The following is a 17,993-nucleotide window of genomic DNA, read 5'->3' as shown; positions in this document are numbered from 1 at the left end:
CCTTTCAGGTTATCCACAATCAGGAAGGCCCCGCTGGAAACAGCGGGGTTTTTCGTTTTTGATGCATCCGATGCTGTTTAACAGGTGTTGTAAAAATATCGTTAAAGATGCTCGTCACAGTATTTTGTTCATCTCACGTTCAGAAAGCAGTTGTGATTGGCTCATTTTAGTCCAGACTCCTCCCTGTAAAGAGGAGAGTCGGGATGATTCCAAAGGCCACATTCGTTGCGACGATATTCGCAATGTATGTTTTTACGATGTTTTTCATCGCTGCGATTCCGCAAGAGGTTGTTCAATCGGCCGGAGTGCAGATCAATGAGGTAAGCGTCGTCAAGTGACGACCTTTCCAGTTCATCGCACGGGGCTGCGGTGATAGGCAATAATTGGCCAGGTGCTCCCGGATAGGGTGCTCCTGGCGCGGCGGGGTGATATACCTCGCAGAACGCTCGCTTGCTCTTCGCGCGGAAGCGTCTAACTATGCCTCCGGTTTCATGATGCGGAGGACATTTCCATGAAAAAGCGGATTCTATTCACAGGCGGTTCCGGCAAGGCAGGTCGCCATGCCGTGCCATGGCTCGTCAATGCAGGCTACGAGGTTCACAACCTCGATCTCGTGCCTCTGGACAGCCCCGGCGTCACCAATCTCATCGCCGACATCACGGATAGCGGCCAGGTCTTCAACGCGCTGTCGATGCATCGCGATTTTCCCGATCTCGACGAGGGCAGGGGTGTCAAGCCTTTCGATGCCGTCGTGCATTTTGCCGCCATTCCGCGCATCCTGATCAAGCCGGACAACGAGACCTTCCGCATCAACGTGATGGGCACTTACAATGTCATAGAAGCGGCGGTGAAGCTAGGGATCCGGAAGATCATCGTCGCGTCGAGTGAGACGACCTACGGCGTCTGTTTCGCCGAAGGTCATCGCGACTTCCACCAGTTTCCGCTAGAGGAAGACTACGACGTCAATCCGATGGATTCCTACGGCCTCTCCAAGGTCGTCAACGAAAAGACGGCACGCGCCTTTGCCGAACGATCGGGCTTCGACATCTATGCGCTGCGCATCGGCAACGTTATCGAGCCGCACGAATATGAAAGGTTTCCGACCTATTTCGCCCATCCTGAGATGCGCAAGCGCATCACCTGGAGCTACATCGACGCTCGCGACCTGGGAAAGATCTGCCATCTCTGCATCGACAAGGACGGGCTTGGCTACCAGGTCTTCAATGCCGCTAACGACACGGTTTCGGCCAATACGCCGTCGAAGGAGTTGGCGAAGCGATTCTTCCCCAACGTACCGTTCACCCGCGAGATCGGTGAATATGAGGGGCTGCTTTCCAACCGCAAGATTCGCGAGGTGCTTGGCTTCAAGGAAGAACACGACTGGCGGAAATATGTGAAGGTCTGAATGCTTTCGGGTTACGCGCTCGAAAAGCGGACGCTCGCAAATGAGCAGAAGGCTTTGAAAATCGAAAATCGTGCTTGCCAATCCGCTGTCGCCGTCTTAAAGGGAGCGCCATGCATTTCGGCAGCGATTTGCGGGTCTTGGCCCGGCGCTGAAGGATGGGCATGAAGGGGTATAGCTCAGTTGGTAGAGCGGCGGTCTCCAAAACCGCAGGTCGGGGGTTCGAGCCCCTCTGCCCCTGCCATTTTCCCTGATACGGACAGCGCGGCGCTGCTCGCGGCATACCGGACTGGGGATCAATTGGTGGCAACTAATTTCGTTAAACTTCGGTTTCCCTCTTGTGCATTCGGGAATCGGTGTTTATTTAGGGTTCAACAGACACGCGGTGCGTGGGGCTGATAGTTTCAGCTTTACGCGCCGTAATTGCGTGGGCAGTCGATGGCATCCAAATCCAATCCGTTAGCGTTTCTGCAGCAGGTTCGCTCCGAGACGTCCAAGGTCACATGGCCGTCGCGCCGCGAGACGATGATCTCGACGGTCATGGTGCTGGTGATGGTGGTATTTGCCGCGCTGTTTTTCTTTGCCGCTGACCAGCTGATCGGCTGGGTCCTGAGCTTCGTGCTCAATACCGGCAACTGATACGGGTGGAGATGAAAATGGCGGCACGTTGGTACATCGTCCACGCGTACTCGAATTTTGAAAAGAAGGTAGCTGAAGACATCGAGAACAAGGCTCGCCAGAAGGGGCTTGAGCACCTGTTCGAGAAGATCCTCGTGCCGACCGAAAAGGTTGTGGAAGTGCGTCGCGGCCGCAAGGTCGATAGCGAGCGCAAGTTCTTCCCGGGTTATGTCCTGGTTCGCGCCAATCTGACGGACGAGGCCTACCACCTGATCAAGAATACGCCGAAGGTCACGGGTTTCCTCGGCTCCGACAATAAGCCCGTTCCGATTCCGGATTATGAAGCCGAGCGTATTCTCGGCCAGGTTCAGGAAGGTGTCGAGCGGCCGAAGGCATCCGTTACCTTCGAGATCGGCGAGCAGGTCCGCGTTTCCGATGGTCCCTTCGCCTCGTTCAACGGCACGGTTCAGGATGTGGACGAAGAGCGTTCGCGCCTGAAGGTGGAAGTGTCGATTTTCGGCCGCGCAACACCGGTCGAGCTGGAATACGCTCAGGTCGAGAAGGTCTGATTGCAGATTTGGAGGCTGGCCTTTTTAGGTCTGTTTCCGGCGGACCTAGTCCGCATCCGCGTGGAAGGTGAGGGGTCTTAGCCGGACCCTATTGATCCGCACCACGCAACCGCAGCCGCCGGAGCGATCCGGCATCACGGGCCGGGCAACCGGCCGTTCATGAAAGGCAGAGAGATATGGCTAAGAAAGTTGCAGGCCAGCTCAAGCTTCAGGTCAAGGCAGGATCGGCGAACCCGTCCCCGCCGATCGGCCCGGCGCTTGGTCAGCGTGGCATTAACATCATGGAATTCTGCAAGGCGTTCAACGCCGCCACGCAGGAAATGGAAAAGGGTATGCCGATTCCGGTCGTCATCACCTATTACCAGGACAAGTCCTTCACCTTCGCGATGAAGCAGCCTCCGGTCAGCTACTGGCTGAAGAAGGAAGCGAAGATCACCTCCGGTTCCAAGACCCCGGGCAAGGGCGCAAAGGCAGGTACCCTCACCAAGGCTCAGATCAAGACGATCGCGGAAGCTAAGATGAAGGACCTGAACGCAGCGGATATCGAAGGCGCAATGGCGATGATCGAGGGCTCTGCCCGCGCCATGGGCCTGGAAGTGGTGGGTTAAGACCATGGCAGGCAAGCGCACACGCAAGATCAACGAAGGTGTTGATCCCACCAAGCTCTACGCTCTGACGACCGCCATCGGCATGGTCAAGGAACGGGCTGTCGCAAAGTTCGACGAAACCATCGAAGTCTCGATGAACCTTGGCGTTGACCCGCGTCATGCGGACCAGATGGTTCGCGGCGTCGTCAACCTGCCGAACGGCACGGGCCGCACGGTTCGCGTCGCCGTCTTCGCTCGTGGCGCCAAGGCTGACGAAGCCAAGGCTGCCGGTGCCGATGTCGTTGGCGCCGAAGACCTCGTCGAAATCGTCCAGGGCGGCAAGATCGAATTCGATCGCTGCATCGCCACCCCCGACATGATGCCGCTCGTCGGCCGTCTCGGTAAGGTTCTTGGCCCGCGCGGCATGATGCCGAACCCGAAGGTCGGAACCGTCACCATGGACGTCGCCGGAGCCGTCAAGGCTTCCAAGGGCGGCGCCGTCGAGTTCCGCGTCGAGAAGGCTGGTATCGTCCATGCCGGCATTGGCAAGGCCTCTTTCGACGCCAAGGCTCTGGAAGAAAACATCCGCGCCTTTGCCGACGCCGTCATCAAGGCGAAGCCGGCTGGCGCCAAGGGCAATTACGTCAAGCGCGTGGCGATTTCCTCGACCATGGGGCCGGGCGTCAAGATCGAAGTCGGCTCGGTCACCGCGGCTCCGACTGCATAAATTTATGGCCGGGCTTCGGCCCGGTCGCTGAATTTCCGGCCTCGCAAGGGGCCGGAATATTCCGGAGAAATCCGGAATCCTGTCCGAGATTGCAGGTGGTTTTCCCTTAATCACTTGGCCTGCATGAGACGGGTAAGACCCGAATTGCATGAAGTTCGCTTCTTGGAACTCGGTTCGAGCCTTGGATGCCTTGTGCCTCTTCAGCCTTGATTGGCGCGGAGCGCGAGGGGACAGGATCCTCAAGCGTCGCTTGGGATCTCTTTTGATCCCAGGGGGCAAAAGGCAACCCGGTGGGTCCGTTTCCAACGGTCCCGCCAACTGGAGATAGGCAGTGGAAAGAGCGGAAAAACGCGAATTCGTCACGGAACTGAACGAAGTCTTCAAGGCTTCGGGCTCGGTTGTCGTGGCCCACTATGCTGGTGCTACAGTCGCACAGATGAACGATTTTCGTTCGAAGATGCGCGCTGCTGGCGGCACCGTCAAAGTCGCGAAGAACCGCCTGGCCAAAATTGCCCTTCAGGGTACGGAAGCGGAAGGGATTTCCAATCTCTTCAAGGGTCAGACCCTCATTGCTTACAGCAATGATCCGATCATCGCTCCGAAGGTCGTCATGGATTTCGCCAAGACCAACGACAAGATCGTGGTTCTCGGCGGCGCCATGGGTACGACAACGCTGAACGCCGAAGGTGTCAAGTCGCTTGCGACCCTGCCTTCGCTGGACGAACTGCGTGCGAAGCTGCTGGGCATGATCCAGACCCCGGCTACCCGCATTGCAGGCGTTGTTGCAGCACCGGCAAGCCAGCTTGCTCGCGTGTTCTCGGCCTACGCCAAGAAGGACGAAGCCGCTTAAGGCGGTTTTTCGCTGTACATACTCAACAGTTCGAACCGAACAAAAGGAACTAGAAAATGGCTGATCTCGCAAAGATCGTTGAAGACCTCTCCTCGCTGACCGTTCTGGAAGCTGCAGAACTGTCGAAGCTTCTTGAAGAAAAGTGGGGCGTTTCCGCCGCTGCTCCGGTAGCTGTTGCTGCCGTTGGCGGCGCTGCAGGCGGCGCAGCTGCTCCGGCTGAAGAAGAAAAGACCGAGTTCGACGTCATCCTCACGGATGCCGGCGCCAACAAGATCAACGTCATCAAGGAAGTCCGCGCCATCACCGGCCTCGGCCTCAAGGAAGCCAAGGACCTCGTCGAAGGCGCTCCGAAGGCTGTCAAGGAAGGCGTTTCCAAGGCTGAAGCCGCCGACATCAAGAAGAAGCTTGAAGACGCAGGCGCAAAGGCCGACGTCAAGTAATCTTGAACTGCACGTGGGAGGCGGCATTTACTGCCTCCCATTTGCCGTTTTCCTGAACGAATTACCCAAAAGCCGCGTGAAAACGGCTTTTGGGTAATGGGTTCTTCAAGAGCATGGTCTCGAACCGAAGCGCCAAGGCAATCCGGCCTGGCTGTTTCGGGAGGTGGGACGAGGTTGAACTACTCATTGATCGGCGGGGTCGACTGGCCATCGGTTCCCGTCCGTTGCAGGCCCGGATGCAATTTTTGAAGGAGCGACGATGGCTCAGACCCTTTCGTTCAATGGTCGCAGGCGCGTACGCAAGTTTTTTGGTAAGATCCCCGAAGTCGCAGAAATGCCGAACCTCATCGAGGTTCAGAAGGCGTCCTACGACCAGTTTCTGATGGTTGAAGAGCCGAAGGGCGGTCGCCCTGACGAAGGCCTTCAGGCCGTCTTCAAGTCTGTTTTCCCGATCACCGACTTCTCCGGCGCCTCGATGCTGGAGTTCGTATCTTACGAATTCGAACCACCGAAGTTCGACGTTGACGAGTGCCGCCAGCGCGACCTGACCTATGCCGCGCCGCTGAAGGTCACTCTCCGTCTCATCGTGTTCGATATCGACGAGGATACCGGCGCAAAGTCGATCAAGGACATCAAGGAACAGTCCGTTTACATGGGCGACATGCCGCTCATGACGAACAACGGCACGTTCATCGTCAACGGCACCGAGCGCGTCATCGTCTCGCAGATGCACCGTTCGCCGGGCGTCTTCTTCGACCACGACAAGGGCAAGAGCCATTCTTCCGGCAAGCTGCTCTTCGCCGCCCGCGTCATTCCTTATCGCGGCTCCTGGCTCGATATCGAATTCGATGCCAAGGACATCGTCTACGCCCGCATCGACCGCCGCCGCAAGATCCCCGTCACGTCGCTGTTGATGGCGCTCGGCATGGACGGCGAGGAAATCCTCGACACCTTCTACACGAAGGCGCTCTACAAGCGCGACGGCGAAGGCTGGCGCATTCCCTTCAAGCCGGAAACGCTGAAGGGCGCCAAGGCAATTACCGAGATGGTTGACGCCGATACCGGCGAAGTCGTCGTGGAAGCCGGCAAGAAGCTGACGCCGCGCCTGCTGCGCCAGCTTTCCGATAAGGGCCTGAAGGCGCTGAAGGCCGGCGACGACGATCTCTACGGTAACTACCTTGCCGAGGATATCGTCAACTACTCGACGGGTGAGATCTATCTCGAGGCCGGCGACGAGATCGACGAGAAGACGCTTGCCGTCATCCTCGCAAACGGTTTTGACGAGATCCCGGTTCTCGGCATCGACCACATTAATGTCGGCGCCTATATCCGCAACACGCTATCGGCTGACAAGAACGAGAACCGTCAGGACGCTCTGTTCGACATCTATCGCGTCATGCGCCCGGGTGAACCGCCGACCATGGAATCGGCCGAAGCCATGTTCAACTCGCTGTTCTTCGATGCGGAGCGTTACGACCTCTCTGCCGTCGGCCGTGTCAAGATGAACATGCGCCTGGACCTCTCCGTCGAGGACACCGTTCGCATCCTGCGCAAGGACGACATCCTGGCCGTGGTCAAGATGCTGGTCGAACTGCGCGACGGCAAGGGCGAGATCGACGACATCGACAACCTCGGCAACCGTCGCGTCCGCTCGGTCGGCGAGCTGATGGAGAACCAGTACCGTCTCGGCCTGCTCCGCATGGAGCGTGCGATCAAGGAACGCATGTCCTCGATCGAAATCGACACGGTCATGCCGCAGGACCTGATCAACGCCAAGCCGGCTGCCGCAGCCGTCCGCGAATTCTTCGGCTCCTCGCAGCTCTCGCAGTTCATGGACCAGGTCAACCCGCTGTCGGAAATCACCCACAAGCGCCGCCTTTCGGCCCTTGGTCCGGGCGGTCTGACCCGCGAGCGCGCGGGCTTCGAAGTCCGCGACGTGCATCCGACCCACTATGGCCGCATCTGCCCGATCGAAACGCCGGAAGGCCCGAACATCGGTCTGATCAACTCGCTTGCGACCTTTGCCCGCGTCAACAAATACGGCTTTATCGAGAGCCCGTACCGGCGCATCGTCGACGGCAAGGTGACGAACGACGTGCTCTACCTCTCCGCCATGGAAGAGGCGAAGTACTACGTCGCGCAGGCCAACGCCGAACTGAACGCTGACGGTTCCTTCGTCGACGAATTCGTCGTCTGCCGTCACGCGGGTGAAGTTATGCTCGCGCCCCGCGACAGCATGAACCTGATGGACGTTTCGCCGAAGCAGGTCGTTTCGGTTGCTGCGGCACTCATCCCGTTCCTGGAAAACGACGACGCCAACCGCGCCCTCATGGGCTCGAACATGCAGCGTCAGGCCGTGCCGCTGTTGCGTGCCGAAGCGCCGTTCGTCGGCACCGGCATGGAGCCGGTCGTCGCGCGTGACTCCGGTGCCGCCATCGGCGCCCGCCGTGGCGGCGTCGTCGACCAGGTCGACGCGACGCGTATCGTTATCCGCGCCACGGAGGACCTCGAAGCCGGCAAGTCCGGCGTCGATATCTACCGCCTGCAGAAGTTCCAGCGTTCGAACCAGAACACCTGCGTCAACCAGCGTCCGCTGGTCACCGTTGGTGACGTCGTCAACCGTGGCGATATTCTCGCCGACGGTCCGTCGACCGATCTCGGCGACCTGGCGCTCGGCCGCAACGCGCTCGTCGCGTTCATGCCCTGGAACGGCTACAACTACGAAGACTCGATCCTGCTCTCTGAGCGCATCGTTGCCGACGACGTGTTCACCTCCATCCACATCGAGGAATTCGAAGTGATGGCGCGCGACACCAAGCTCGGCCCCGAGGAAATCACCCGCGATATTCCGAACGTCTCGGAAGAAGCGCTGAAGAACCTCGACGAAGCCGGCATCGTCTATATCGGCGCCGAGGTTCAGCCGGGCGATATCCTCGTCGGCAAGATCACGCCGAAGGGCGAAAGCCCGATGACGCCGGAAGAAAAGCTTCTGCGCGCCATCTTCGGCGAAAAAGCCTCCGATGTGCGCGACACCTCCATGCGCATGCCGCCCGGCACCTATGGCACGATCGTCGAAGTTCGCGTCTTCAACCGCCATGGCGTCGAGAAGGACGAGCGCGCGATGGCGATCGAACGCGAAGAGATCGAGCGTCTCGCCAAGGACCGTGACGACGAGCAGGCTATCCTCGACCGTAACGTCTATGGTCGTCTGATCGACATGCTGCGCGGCCAGGTCTCGATTGCCGGTCCGAAGGGCTTCAAGAAGGGCACCGAGCTTTCGAACGCCGTCGTCTCCGAATATCCCCGCTCGCAGTGGTGGATGTTCGCCGTCGAGGACGAGAAGGTGCAGAGCGAACTCGAAGCGCTCCGCGGCCAGTACGACGAGTCCAAGTCGCGCCTCGAACAGCGCTTCATGGATAAGGTCGAGAAGGTCCAGCGCGGCGATGAAATGCCTCCGGGCGTCATGAAGATGGTCAAGGTCTTCGTCGCCGTGAAGCGCAAGATCCAGCCGGGCGACAAGATGGCCGGCCGTCACGGGAACAAGGGCGTGGTGTCGCGCATTGTGCCTGTCGAGGACATGCCGTTCCTCGAAGACGGTACGCATGTCGACGTCGTTCTGAACCCGCTCGGCGTGCCTTCGCGCATGAACGTCGGCCAGATCCTGGAAACGCACCTGGGCTGGGCTTGCGCCGGCATGGGTCGCCAGATCGGCGAACTGATCGAAGCGTATAAAGCCAATGGCAACATCGAGCCACTGCGCAAGACCATTGGCGATGTCGTGGGCGACGGTCCCAAGGCCGAACAGGTCCAGGACTTCGACGATGAGTCCGTTCTGCGTCTCGCCGACCAGTGGAAGCGCGGCGTTTCGATCGCAACGCCGGTCTTTGACGGCGCCAACGAAGGTGACGTCAACGACATGCTGCGTCTGGCGGGTCTCAAGGACACCGGCCAGTCGACACTTTATGACGGCCGTACCGGCGAGCAGTTCGACCGCCAGGTGACCGTGGGCTACATCTACATGCTGAAGCTCAACCACCTGGTCGACGACAAAATCCATGCCCGTTCGATCGGCCCTTACTCGCTCGTGACCCAGCAGCCGCTGGGCGGCAAGGCGCAGTTCGGCGGTCAGCGCTTCGGCGAAATGGAAGTCTGGGCGCTCGAAGCCTATGGCGCCGCCTATACGCTGCAGGAAATGCTGACGGTGAAGTCGGACGACGTCGCCGGCCGCACCAAGGTCTACGAAGCCATTGTCCGCGGAGACGACACGTTCGAAGCCGGTATTCCGGAAAGCTTCAACGTTCTCGTCAAGGAAATGCGCTCGCTGGGCCTCAGCGTCGAGCTCGAGAACACCAAGCTCGACGAAGCGCAGGCAACCCAGCTGCCGGACGCGGCCGAGTAAACATTGATAGGGCGTGCGCTGCCAATGCGGCGCACGCCGGTCCCGCCGGGAGCCGCATCTGTCGGCCCGGAAGGGAAGTTTCGCCGCATCTTGCGGTTATTCTCGTTTAAGCGAGGGAGGCGGCTCCCGGGAATTGCCGCCGGCCATCGCATTTTGAGGGCGCTTTAGCCCATGAAGGAGACAGGCATGAACCAAGAGGTCATGAATCTTTTCAATCCGCAGGTGCCTGCACAGAATTTCGATTCCATTCGGATTTCGATCGCGTCTCCGGAGAAGATCCTCTCCTGGTCCTACGGTGAGATCAAGAAGCCGGAAACCATCAACTACCGTACGTTCAAGCCGGAACGAGACGGTCTGTTCTGCGCACGCATCTTTGGCCCGATCAAGGATTACGAATGCTTGTGCGGCAAGTACAAGCGCATGAAGTACAAGGGCATCATCTGCGAAAAGTGCGGCGTCGAAGTCACGCTGTCGCGTGTTCGCCGTGAGCGCATGGGCCATATCGAGCTCGCCGCTCCCGTTGCCCACATCTGGTTTCTGAAGTCGCTGCCGTCGCGCATCTCGACCCTGCTCGACATGACGCTGAAGGATGTCGAGCGCGTCCTCTATTTCGAAAACTACATCGTCACCGAGCCCGGCCTGACCGCGCTCAAGGAGCACCAGCTCCTGACGGAAGAAGAGTACATGCTCGCCGTCGACGAATACGGCGAAGACCAGTTTACCGCGATGATCGGCGCTGAGGCGATCTACGAGATGCTGGCCTCGATGAACCTCGAAAAGATCGCCGGCGATCTGCGCTCCGAGCTTGCCGACACGACATCGGATCTCAAGCAGAAGAAGCTGATGAAGCGCCTGAAGATCGTCGAGAACTTCATGGAGTCAGGCAATCGTCCGGAATGGATGATCATGAAGGTCGTTCCGGTCATCCCGCCGGATCTGCGCCCGCTCGTTCCGCTCGACGGCGGCCGTTTCGCGACGTCGGATCTGAACGATCTCTATCGCCGCGTCATCAACCGTAACAACCGTCTGAAGCGCCTGATCGAACTGCGCGCTCCGGGCATCATCATCCGCAACGAAAAGCGCATGCTGCAGGAATCTGTCGACGCGCTCTTCGATAACGGCCGCCGCGGCCGCGTCATCACCGGCGCCAACAAGCGCCCGCTGAAGTCGCTGTCCGACATGCTGAAGGGTAAGCAGGGCCGCTTCCGTCAGAACCTGCTCGGTAAGCGCGTCGACTATTCCGGCCGTTCGGTCATCGTCACCGGCCCGGAACTGAAGCTGCATCAGTGCGGTCTTCCGAAGAAGATGGCGCTCGAGCTCTTCAAGCCGTTCATCTATGCCCGCCTGGACGCCAAGGGTTACTCCTCGACCGTCAAGCAGGCCAAGAAGCTGGTTGAAAAGGAAAAGCCGGAAGTTTGGGATATCCTCGACGAGGTCATCCGCGAACATCCGGTTCTCCTGAACCGCGCACCGACGCTGCACCGCCTGGGCATCCAGGCCTTCGAACCCACCCTGGTCGAAGGCAAGGCAATCCAGCTGCACCCGCTCGTCTGCACGGCCTTCAACGCCGACTTCGACGGTGACCAGATGGCTGTTCACGTGCCGCTGTCGCTCGAAGCCCAGCTCGAAGCCCGCGTGCTGATGATGTCGACCAACAACATCCTGCACCCGGCAAACGGCGCGCCGATCATCGTTCCCTCGCAGGACATGGTTCTCGGCCTCTACTATCTGTCGATCCTGAACCAGAACGAACCGGGCGAAGGCATGGCTTTCTCCGATCTCGGCGAGCTGCATCACGCGCTGGAAAACAAGGTCGTCACGCTGCACACCAAGATCCGCGGCCGCTTCAAGTCGATCGGCGAGGATGGCAAGCCCTACTCCAAGATCTATGAGACGACGCCCGGCCGTCTGCTTATCGGCGAACTGCTGCCGAAGAACGGCAAGGTGCCCTTCGACATCTGCAACCAGGAAATGACCAAGAAGAACATCTCCAAGATGATCGACACGGTCTATCGCCATTGCGGCCAGAAGGACACGGTCATCTTCTGCGACCGCATCATGCAGCTCGGCTTCGCCCATGCCTGCCGCGCCGGCATTTCGTTCGGCAAGGACGACATGGTCATCCCGGCCACCAAGGCGAAGATCGTTGCCGACACCGAAAACCTGGTGAAGGAATACGAGCAGCAGTACAATGACGGCCTCATCACCCAGGGCGAAAAGTACAACAAGGTTGTCGACGCCTGGGGCAAGGCGACCGAAAAGGTCGCCGAAGAAATGATGGCGCGCATCAAGGCGGTCGAATTCGACGAGAACACCGGCCGTCAGAAGCCGATGAACTCGATCTACATGATGAGCCACTCCGGCGCCCGCGGTTCTCCGAACCAGATGCGCCAGCTGGGCGGCATGCGCGGCCTGATGGCCAAGCCGTCGGGTGAAATCATCGAGACGCCGATCATCTCCAACTTCAAGGAAGGCCTGACCGTCAACGAGTACTTCAACTCGACGCACGGCGCCCGTAAGGGTCTGGCAGACACCGCCTTGAAGACCGCGAACTCCGGTTACCTGACCCGCCGTCTTGTCGACGTCGCGCAGGATTGCATCGTCACGCACGTCGATTGCGGCACCGAAACCGGCCTGACCATGACCGCCATCGTCGATGCCGGCCAGGTCGTCGCTTCGCTCGGCGCCCGTATCCTCGGCCGCACGGCGCTTGACGACATCGATCATCCGGTGACGGGCGAGCGCATCGTCGATGCCGGCAAGATGATCCTCGAGCCCGATGTCATCGAGATCGAGAAGGCTGGTATCCAGTCGATCCGCATCCGCTCGGCGCTGACCTGCGAAATCCAGACGGGCGTCTGCTCGGTCTGCTATGGCCGCGACCTCGCGCGCGGTACGCCGGTCAATATGGGCGAAGCCGTCGGCGTCATCGCCGCTCAGTCGATCGGCGAGCCGGGAACCCAGCTCACCATGCGTACTTTCCACCTTGGCGGTACGGCAACCGTGGTCGACCAGTCGTTCCTGGAAGCCTCGTACGAAGGTACGGTGCAGATCAAGAACCGCAACGTGCTGCGCAACTCCGAAGGCAGCCTCGTTGCCATGGGCCGCAACATGACCGTCCAGATCCTGGACGAGCGTGGCGTCGAGCGCTCTTCGCAACGTGTCGCCTACGGTTCGAAGCTGCACGTTGACGAAGGTGACAAGGTCAAGCGCGGGCAGCGCCTGGCGGAGTGGGATCCTTACACCCGTCCGATGATGACGGAAGTTGCCGGTACCGTTCAGTTCGAAGACCTCGTCGATGGTCTCTCGGTTCTGGAAGCGACCGACGAATCCACCGGCATCACCAAGCGTCAGGTCATTGACTGGCGTTCGACCCCGCGCGGTTCGGACCTCAAGCCGGCGATCGTCATCAAGGACGCCAGCGGCAATGTCGCGAAGCTGTCCCGCGGTGGTGACGCCCGCTTCCTGCTCTCGGTCGACGCCATTCTGTCGGTCGAGCCGGGCACGAAAGTCTCGCAGGGTGACGTTCTCGCCCGTTCGCCGCTCGAAAGCGCCAAGACCAAGGACATCACCGGTGGTCTGCCGCGTGTTGCCGAACTGTTCGAAGCGCGCCGTCCGAAGGACCACGCCATCATCGCAGAGATCGATGGTACGATCCGCCTCGGCCGCGACTACAAGAACAAGCGTCGCGTCATCATCGAACCGGCGGAAGACGGTGTCGAGCCTGTCGAATACCTGATCCCGAAGGGCAAGCCCTTCCACCTTCAGGACGGCGACTATATCGAAAAGGGTGACTACATCCTCGACGGTAACCCGGCTCCGCACGACATCCTGGCGATCAAGGGCGTGGAGGCTCTCGCTTCCTACCTGGTCAACGAAATCCAGGAAGTCTATCGTCTGCAGGGCGTCGTCATCAACGACAAGCACATCGAAGTGATCGTCCGTCAGATGCTGCAGAAGGTGGAGATCACCGATGCAGGCGACTCGACCTACATCGTCGGCGACAACGTCGACCGGATCGAGCTGGAGGACGTCAACGACCACCTGATCGAGCAGGGCAAGAAGCCCGCCAGCGGCGAGCCGGTCCTTCTCGGCATCACCAAGGCGTCGCTGCAGACCCCGTCCTTCATCTCGGCCGCGTCCTTCCAGGAAACGACCAAGGTGCTGACGGAAGCTGCTATCGCCGGCAAAACCGACGGCCTGCAGGGGCTGAAGGAAAATGTCATCGTCGGCCGCCTCATCCCGGCCGGCACCGGCGGCACCATGACCCAGATCCGCCGCATCGCCACGTCGCGCGACGAGCTCATCCTCGAAGAGCGCCGCAAGGGCACTGGGGCAGCGGTCGCCACTCCGATGCTGCAGGACATGGCCGAGAACGCCCCGGCTGCGGAATAATCCGCAGCTGAGGTCCACGAATTGAAAACCGCCCGGAGCGATCTGGGCGGTTTTCGTTTGTGCTAGCCTCTAATTGATCGGGGGAGGGAGGGCGTTCCCGTCAGTTGAACCGGATGATCGCGACCTCGCCATCAACCGCACCCTGATACGCCGAGGCGTGCGGCTCTTCCGCCGGAATTTCGGTCAGCATGCCGATCTGGTCGAGATCGGCCTCGATGAAACCCTCCTCGGCAAGAGCGTTCAAGGCTTCGCGCACGGCGGTGTCGTCATCGGGCGCCTTCAGCAGGATGTGCAGGTCGATGCCTTCGCTGGCCTCGGACTCATAGCCTTTGCCGATGATGATGAAGATCATCGGCCCGTCGAAATTATTGTCGTTATCAGGTGTCGTGATCATCGCCTGTCCTCGGTTCCTGGAGATTCGCATTGTCGAATCCGCTGAGAGGACCTAACGCCGCAATCGCTGATTCCTTAACCGCTTTTGCTGCAAGGCCCAAGTTTTTATCTTGGCGCACGTCCCTGAATGCGTCTAGAAGGATGAAAACAGGGCGTTCGGCCCGCATATCAAGGTGATGCGGCCAAGTTTATTTCTTAACTGGCCTTGACGGAACGGGTGGAAACCAGTAGTACCCCGCCCATCAGATCCCATGTGAGGCTTGGCTGTTCGGGGCGACGCGCCCTGAAATTCACCTCAAACAAGGTTCTAAACGCACGTTGAAGTCATGATGCTGCACGCATGACGCAGGTTTTTATGCGTCCTCTGCTCCTTGTGGTCCATCTGCGGAAGCGGATCGGGCCATATTTTGCGCATTGACGGAAAGCATGCGACATTGCCGGAGACGGCGTGAGTTCAAGCCCGCAAGGGTACTGAGATAAACGTAAGGGATGGTTGAATGCCTACCGTAAACCAGCTGATCCGCAAGCCTCGCCAGGCGAACGTAAAGCGTAATAAGGTTCCCGCTCTCCAGGAGAACCCTCAGAAGCGCGGCGTTTGCACGCGCGTCTACACGACCACGCCGAAGAAGCCGAACTCGGCTCTGCGTAAGGTCGCAAAGATCCGCCTGACCAACGGCTTCGAAGTCATTGGTTACATCCCCGGCGAAGGTCACAACCTTCAGGAACACTCCGTCGTCATGATCCGTGGCGGCCGCGTAAAGGACCTTCCGGGTGTCCGTTATCACATCATCCGCGGCGTTCTCGATACCCAGGGTGTCAAGAACCGCAAGCAGCGTCGCTCCAAGTACGGTGCGAAGCGTCCGAAGTAATTCGGATTTTGAATAATCCGGCGCTGCGCGAGGTCCTCCGCGTGATAAAGCGCCTTAACGGTTGAAGAGACGAAAAGTATGTCCAGACGTCATAAAGCAGAAAAGCGCGAGATCAATCCGGATCCGAAGTTCGGTGACCTCGTCGTGACCAAGTTCATGAATGCCATCATGCTCGATGGTAAGAAGTCCGTTGCTGAAAACATCGTCTACGGTGCGTTCGACGCCGTCCAGGGCAAGTCCAAGCAGGAGCCGCTTTCGGTTTTCCATTCTGCGCTCGACAACATTGCCCCGCACGTTGAAGTCCGCTCGCGCCGCGTCGGTGGTGCGACCTACCAGGTTCCGGTCGACGTCCGTCCGGAGCGCCGCCAGGCTCTCGCCATTCGCTGGCTGATTGCCGCTGCCCGCAAGCGCAACGAAACCACCATGATCGACCGTCTGTCCGGCGAACTGCTCGATGCGTCCAACAACCGCGGCTCCGCCGTCAAGAAGCGCGAAGACACGCACAAGATGGCTGACGCCAACCGCGCGTTCTCGCACTATCGCTGGTAATTCCGAACGGTATCGAAAGGCAGTCCACAATGGCTCGCGAATATAAGATCGAAGACTACCGCAATTTCGGTATCATGGCGCATATCGACGCCGGCAAGACCACGACTACCGAGCGTATCCTTTACTACACCGGCAAGTCGCACAAGATCGGCGAAGTCCACGACGGCGCAGCTACCATGGACTGGATGGAGCAGGAGCAGGAGCGTGGCATCACGATCACCTCTGCTGCCACCACGACCTTCTGGAAGGGCCGTGACGGCAAGATGCGCCGCTTCAACATCATCGACACTCCCGGCCACGTCGACTTCACCATCGAAGTCGAGCGTTCGCTGCGCGTTCTCGACGGTGCCATCGCGCTGCTCGACGCCAACGCCGGCGTTGAGCCACAGACGGAAACCGTCTGGCGCCAGGCTGAGAAGTATCATGTTCCGCGGATGATCTTCTGCAACAAGATGGACAAGACCGGCGCTGACTTCTACCGCTCGGTTGAGATGATCAAAACCCGCCTCGGCGCCACCGCCGTCGTCATGCAGCTGCCGATCGGCGCTGAAAGCGACTTCAAGGGCGTTGTCGACCTGGTCGAGATGAACGCCCTGATCTGGCGCGACGAATCGCTCGGCGCCCAGTGGGACGTCGTCGAAATCCCGGATGACCTGAAGGCCAAGGCTGAAGAATATCGCGAAAAGCTGATCGAGACGGTTGTCGAGATCGACGAAGCTGCGATGGAAGCCTACCTTGAAGGCAACATGCCCGACAACGACAAGATCCGCGAACTCGTTCGCCGCGGCACCATCGACGTCAAGTTCCATCCGATGTTCTGCGGCACCGCCTTCAAGAACAAGGGCGTTCAGCCGCTGCTCGACGCCGTCGTCGACTACCTGCCGTCGCCGCTCGATATCCCGGCGATCAAGGGCATCGACTTCAAGACCGAAGCTGATATCGAGCGTCACGCAGACGACGCCGAGCCGCTTTCGATGCTGGCGTTCAAGATCATGAACGACCCCTTCGTCGGTTCGCTCACCTTCGCACGCATCTATTCCGGCAAGCTCGAAAAGGGCTCTTCGGTTCTGAACACGGTCAAGGACAAGCGCGAGCGCGTCGGCCGCATGCTGCAGATGCACTCCAACTCGCGTGAAGACATCGAAGAAGCCTTCGCAGGCGACATCGTTGCTCTCGCCGGCCTCAAGGAAACCACCACTGGCGATACGCTCTGCGATCCGCTGAAGCCGGTTATCCTCGAGCGCATGGAATTCCCCGAGCCGGTCATCCAGATCGCCATCGAGCCGAAGTCCAAGGGCGACCAGGAAAAGATGGGCCTCGCGCTCAACCGCCTGGCAGCTGAAGACCCGTCCTTCCGCGTAAAGACGGACCAGGAATCCGGCCAGACGATTATCGCCGGCATGGGCGAATTGCATCTCGACATCATCGTCGACCGCATGCGCCGCGAGTTCAAGGTCGAAGCAAACGTCGGTGCGCCGCAGGTTGCTTACCGCGAAACCATCACGCGCCAGACCGAAGAAGACTACACGCACAAGAAACAGACCGGTGGTACCGGCCAGTTCGCACGCGTCAAGATCATCTTCGAACCGAACCCGGAAGGCGAAGACTTCAAGTTCGAATCCAAGATCGTCGGCGGTGCCGTTCCGAAGGAATACATCCCGGGCGTTCAGAAGGGCATCGAAAGCGTTCTGTCTTCCGGTCCGCTGGCTGGCTTCCCGATGCTGGGTGTCAAGGCGACGCTTATCGACGGCGCCTTCCACGACGTCGACTCCTCGGTCCTGGCGTTCGAAATCGCTGCTCGCGCTTGCTTCCGTGAAGCAGCCAAGAAGGCCGGCGCTCAGCTCCTCGAGCCGATGATGAAGGTCGAGGTCGTCACCCCGGAAGATTATGTCGGTGATGTTATCGGCGACCTCAACTCCCGCCGTGGCCAGATCCAGGGTCAGGAAAGCCGTGGTATTGCGGTTGTCATCAGCGCCAACGTTCCGCTGGCCAACATGTTCAAGTACGTCGACAACCTGCGCTCCATGTCGCAGGGCCGTGCTCAGTACACGATGACCTTCGATCACTACGCGCCGGTCCCGTCGAACGTCGCAACCGAAATCCAGGCAAAGTATTCCGGTCAGAAGTGACCGGAATACCAATTGACCGATAACAAGAATTAGACCCCCTCGGGGACTAGCAAAACGGAGAGCCGA

General features: G+C 59.5%; 14 protein-coding genes and 1 tRNA gene. 14 read left to right on the top strand and 1 reads right to left on the bottom strand.

Annotated elements, in window-relative coordinates; genetic code table 11:
- The 11 genes from AC13QO_RS28765 to rpoC form a co-directional block, all read left to right on the top strand.
- A partial coding sequence (locus AC13QO_RS28765) for a hypothetical protein (RefSeq protein ID WP_488542615.1) occupies window positions 1-319 on the top strand: 319 nt, incomplete at its 5' end.
- Window positions 320-511: 192 nt separating this feature from the next.
- Complete coding sequence (locus tag AC13QO_RS28760; RefSeq protein WP_488542614.1) at window positions 512-1,405, top strand: NAD-dependent epimerase/dehydratase family protein; 894 nt, start codon at window positions 512-514, stop codon at window positions 1,403-1,405.
- A gap of 165 nt (window positions 1,406-1,570) precedes the next feature.
- Window positions 1,571-1,646: transfer RNA gene (locus AC13QO_RS28755), tRNA-Trp, on the top strand.
- 194 nt (window positions 1,647-1,840) lie between these two features.
- Window positions 1,841-2,041 (top strand): preprotein translocase subunit SecE, encoded by a 201-nt coding sequence (gene secE / locus AC13QO_RS28750; RefSeq protein ID WP_085777815.1) that lies wholly within the window; start codon window positions 1,841-1,843, stop codon window positions 2,039-2,041.
- 17 nt (window positions 2,042-2,058) lie between these two features.
- Window positions 2,059-2,589 carry a transcription termination/antitermination protein NusG gene (gene nusG, locus AC13QO_RS28745; protein ID WP_007791989.1) on the top strand — a complete coding sequence of 177 codons (531 nt, stop codon included), beginning with the start codon at window positions 2,059-2,061 and terminating at the stop codon, window positions 2,587-2,589.
- A gap of 176 nt (window positions 2,590-2,765) precedes the next feature.
- A complete protein-coding gene (gene rplK / locus AC13QO_RS28740) occupies window positions 2,766-3,197 on the top strand; it encodes a 50S ribosomal protein L11 (RefSeq protein WP_009985507.1) in 432 nt (143 codons plus the stop codon).
- 4 nt (window positions 3,198-3,201) lie between these two features.
- A complete protein-coding gene (gene rplA / locus AC13QO_RS28735; protein WP_011424973.1) occupies window positions 3,202-3,903 on the top strand; it encodes a 50S ribosomal protein L1 in 702 nt (233 codons plus the stop codon).
- 331 nt (window positions 3,904-4,234) lie between these two features.
- Window positions 4,235-4,753: a 50S ribosomal protein L10 gene (rplJ, locus tag AC13QO_RS28730; protein ID WP_183706679.1), complete on the top strand. Its 519-nt coding sequence runs from the start codon at window positions 4,235-4,237 to the stop codon at window positions 4,751-4,753.
- A 56-nt stretch (window positions 4,754-4,809) separates the two neighbouring features.
- On the top strand, window positions 4,810-5,193 hold the full coding sequence (gene rplL / locus AC13QO_RS28725) for a 50S ribosomal protein L7/L12 (RefSeq protein ID WP_011424974.1): 384 nt from the start codon (window positions 4,810-4,812) through the stop codon (window positions 5,191-5,193).
- Window positions 5,194-5,452: 259 nt separating this feature from the next.
- A complete protein-coding gene (gene rpoB, locus AC13QO_RS28720) occupies window positions 5,453-9,592 on the top strand; it encodes a DNA-directed RNA polymerase subunit beta (protein WP_488542613.1) in 4,140 nt (1,379 codons plus the stop codon).
- Between the two features lie 186 nt (window positions 9,593-9,778).
- Entirely contained in the window at window positions 9,779-13,987 is a 4,209-nt protein-coding gene (gene rpoC, locus AC13QO_RS28715; protein ID WP_085777818.1) for a DNA-directed RNA polymerase subunit beta', read from the top strand.
- A gap of 100 nt (window positions 13,988-14,087) precedes the next feature.
- On the opposite strand, the gene AC13QO_RS28710 is transcribed toward rpoC, so the two are convergent.
- Window positions 14,088-14,381: a transcriptional regulator gene (locus tag AC13QO_RS28710; protein WP_085777819.1), complete on the bottom strand. Its 294-nt coding sequence runs from the start codon at window positions 14,379-14,381 to the stop codon at window positions 14,088-14,090.
- A 496-nt stretch (window positions 14,382-14,877) separates the two neighbouring features.
- Between AC13QO_RS28710 and rpsL the strand changes: the two genes are divergently transcribed.
- The 3 genes from rpsL (at window position 14,878) to fusA (ending at window position 17,927) form a co-directional block, all read left to right on the top strand.
- Window positions 14,878-15,249 (top strand): 30S ribosomal protein S12, encoded by a 372-nt coding sequence (rpsL, locus tag AC13QO_RS28705; RefSeq protein WP_003547537.1) that lies wholly within the window; start codon window positions 14,878-14,880, stop codon window positions 15,247-15,249.
- Window positions 15,250-15,327: 78 nt separating this feature from the next.
- Window positions 15,328-15,798: a 30S ribosomal protein S7 gene (gene rpsG / locus AC13QO_RS28700; RefSeq protein ID WP_004669085.1), complete on the top strand. Its 471-nt coding sequence runs from the start codon at window positions 15,328-15,330 to the stop codon at window positions 15,796-15,798.
- Between the two features lie 29 nt (window positions 15,799-15,827).
- A complete protein-coding gene (gene fusA, locus AC13QO_RS28695; protein ID WP_085777820.1) occupies window positions 15,828-17,927 on the top strand; it encodes an elongation factor G in 2,100 nt (699 codons plus the stop codon).
- Window positions 17,928-17,993 lie beyond the last annotated feature (66 nt).

The organism is Rhizobium sp. CNPSo 3670, from assembly GCF_057784555.1.
Note: the sequence above shows the minus strand (reverse complement) of the source record. Positions and strands in the feature narration are given on the sequence as shown.

What these genes read in the sequence shown, in the direction of transcription:
- rpoB (WP_488542613.1), top strand. Translation starts at nt 5,453, where the DNA reads ATGGCTCAGACCCTTTCGTTCAATGGTCGCAGGCGCGTACGCAAGTTT.
- rpoC (WP_085777818.1), top strand. Translation starts at nt 9,779, where the DNA reads ATGAACCAAGAGGTCATGAATCTTTTCAATCCGCAGGTGCCTGCACAG.
- fusA (WP_085777820.1), top strand. Translation starts at nt 15,828, where the DNA reads ATGGCTCGCGAATATAAGATCGAAGACTACCGCAATTTCGGTATCATG.
- rpsL (WP_003547537.1), top strand. Translation starts at nt 14,878, where the DNA reads ATGCCTACCGTAAACCAGCTGATCCGCAAGCCTCGCCAGGCGAACGTA.
- nusG (WP_007791989.1), top strand. Translation starts at nt 2,059, where the DNA reads ATGGCGGCACGTTGGTACATCGTCCACGCGTACTCGAATTTTGAAAAG.
- rplK (WP_009985507.1), top strand. Translation starts at nt 2,766, where the DNA reads ATGGCTAAGAAAGTTGCAGGCCAGCTCAAGCTTCAGGTCAAGGCAGGA.
- secE (WP_085777815.1), top strand. Translation starts at nt 1,841, where the DNA reads ATGGCATCCAAATCCAATCCGTTAGCGTTTCTGCAGCAGGTTCGCTCC.
- AC13QO_RS28760 (WP_488542614.1), top strand. Translation starts at nt 512, where the DNA reads ATGAAAAAGCGGATTCTATTCACAGGCGGTTCCGGCAAGGCAGGTCGC.
- rpsG (WP_004669085.1), top strand. Translation starts at nt 15,328, where the DNA reads ATGTCCAGACGTCATAAAGCAGAAAAGCGCGAGATCAATCCGGATCCG.
- rplA (WP_011424973.1), top strand. Translation starts at nt 3,202, where the DNA reads ATGGCAGGCAAGCGCACACGCAAGATCAACGAAGGTGTTGATCCCACC.
- AC13QO_RS28710 (WP_085777819.1), bottom strand. Translation starts at nt 14,381, where the DNA reads ATGATCACGACACCTGATAACGACAATAATTTCGACGGGCCGATGATC.
- rplL (WP_011424974.1), top strand. Translation starts at nt 4,810, where the DNA reads ATGGCTGATCTCGCAAAGATCGTTGAAGACCTCTCCTCGCTGACCGTT.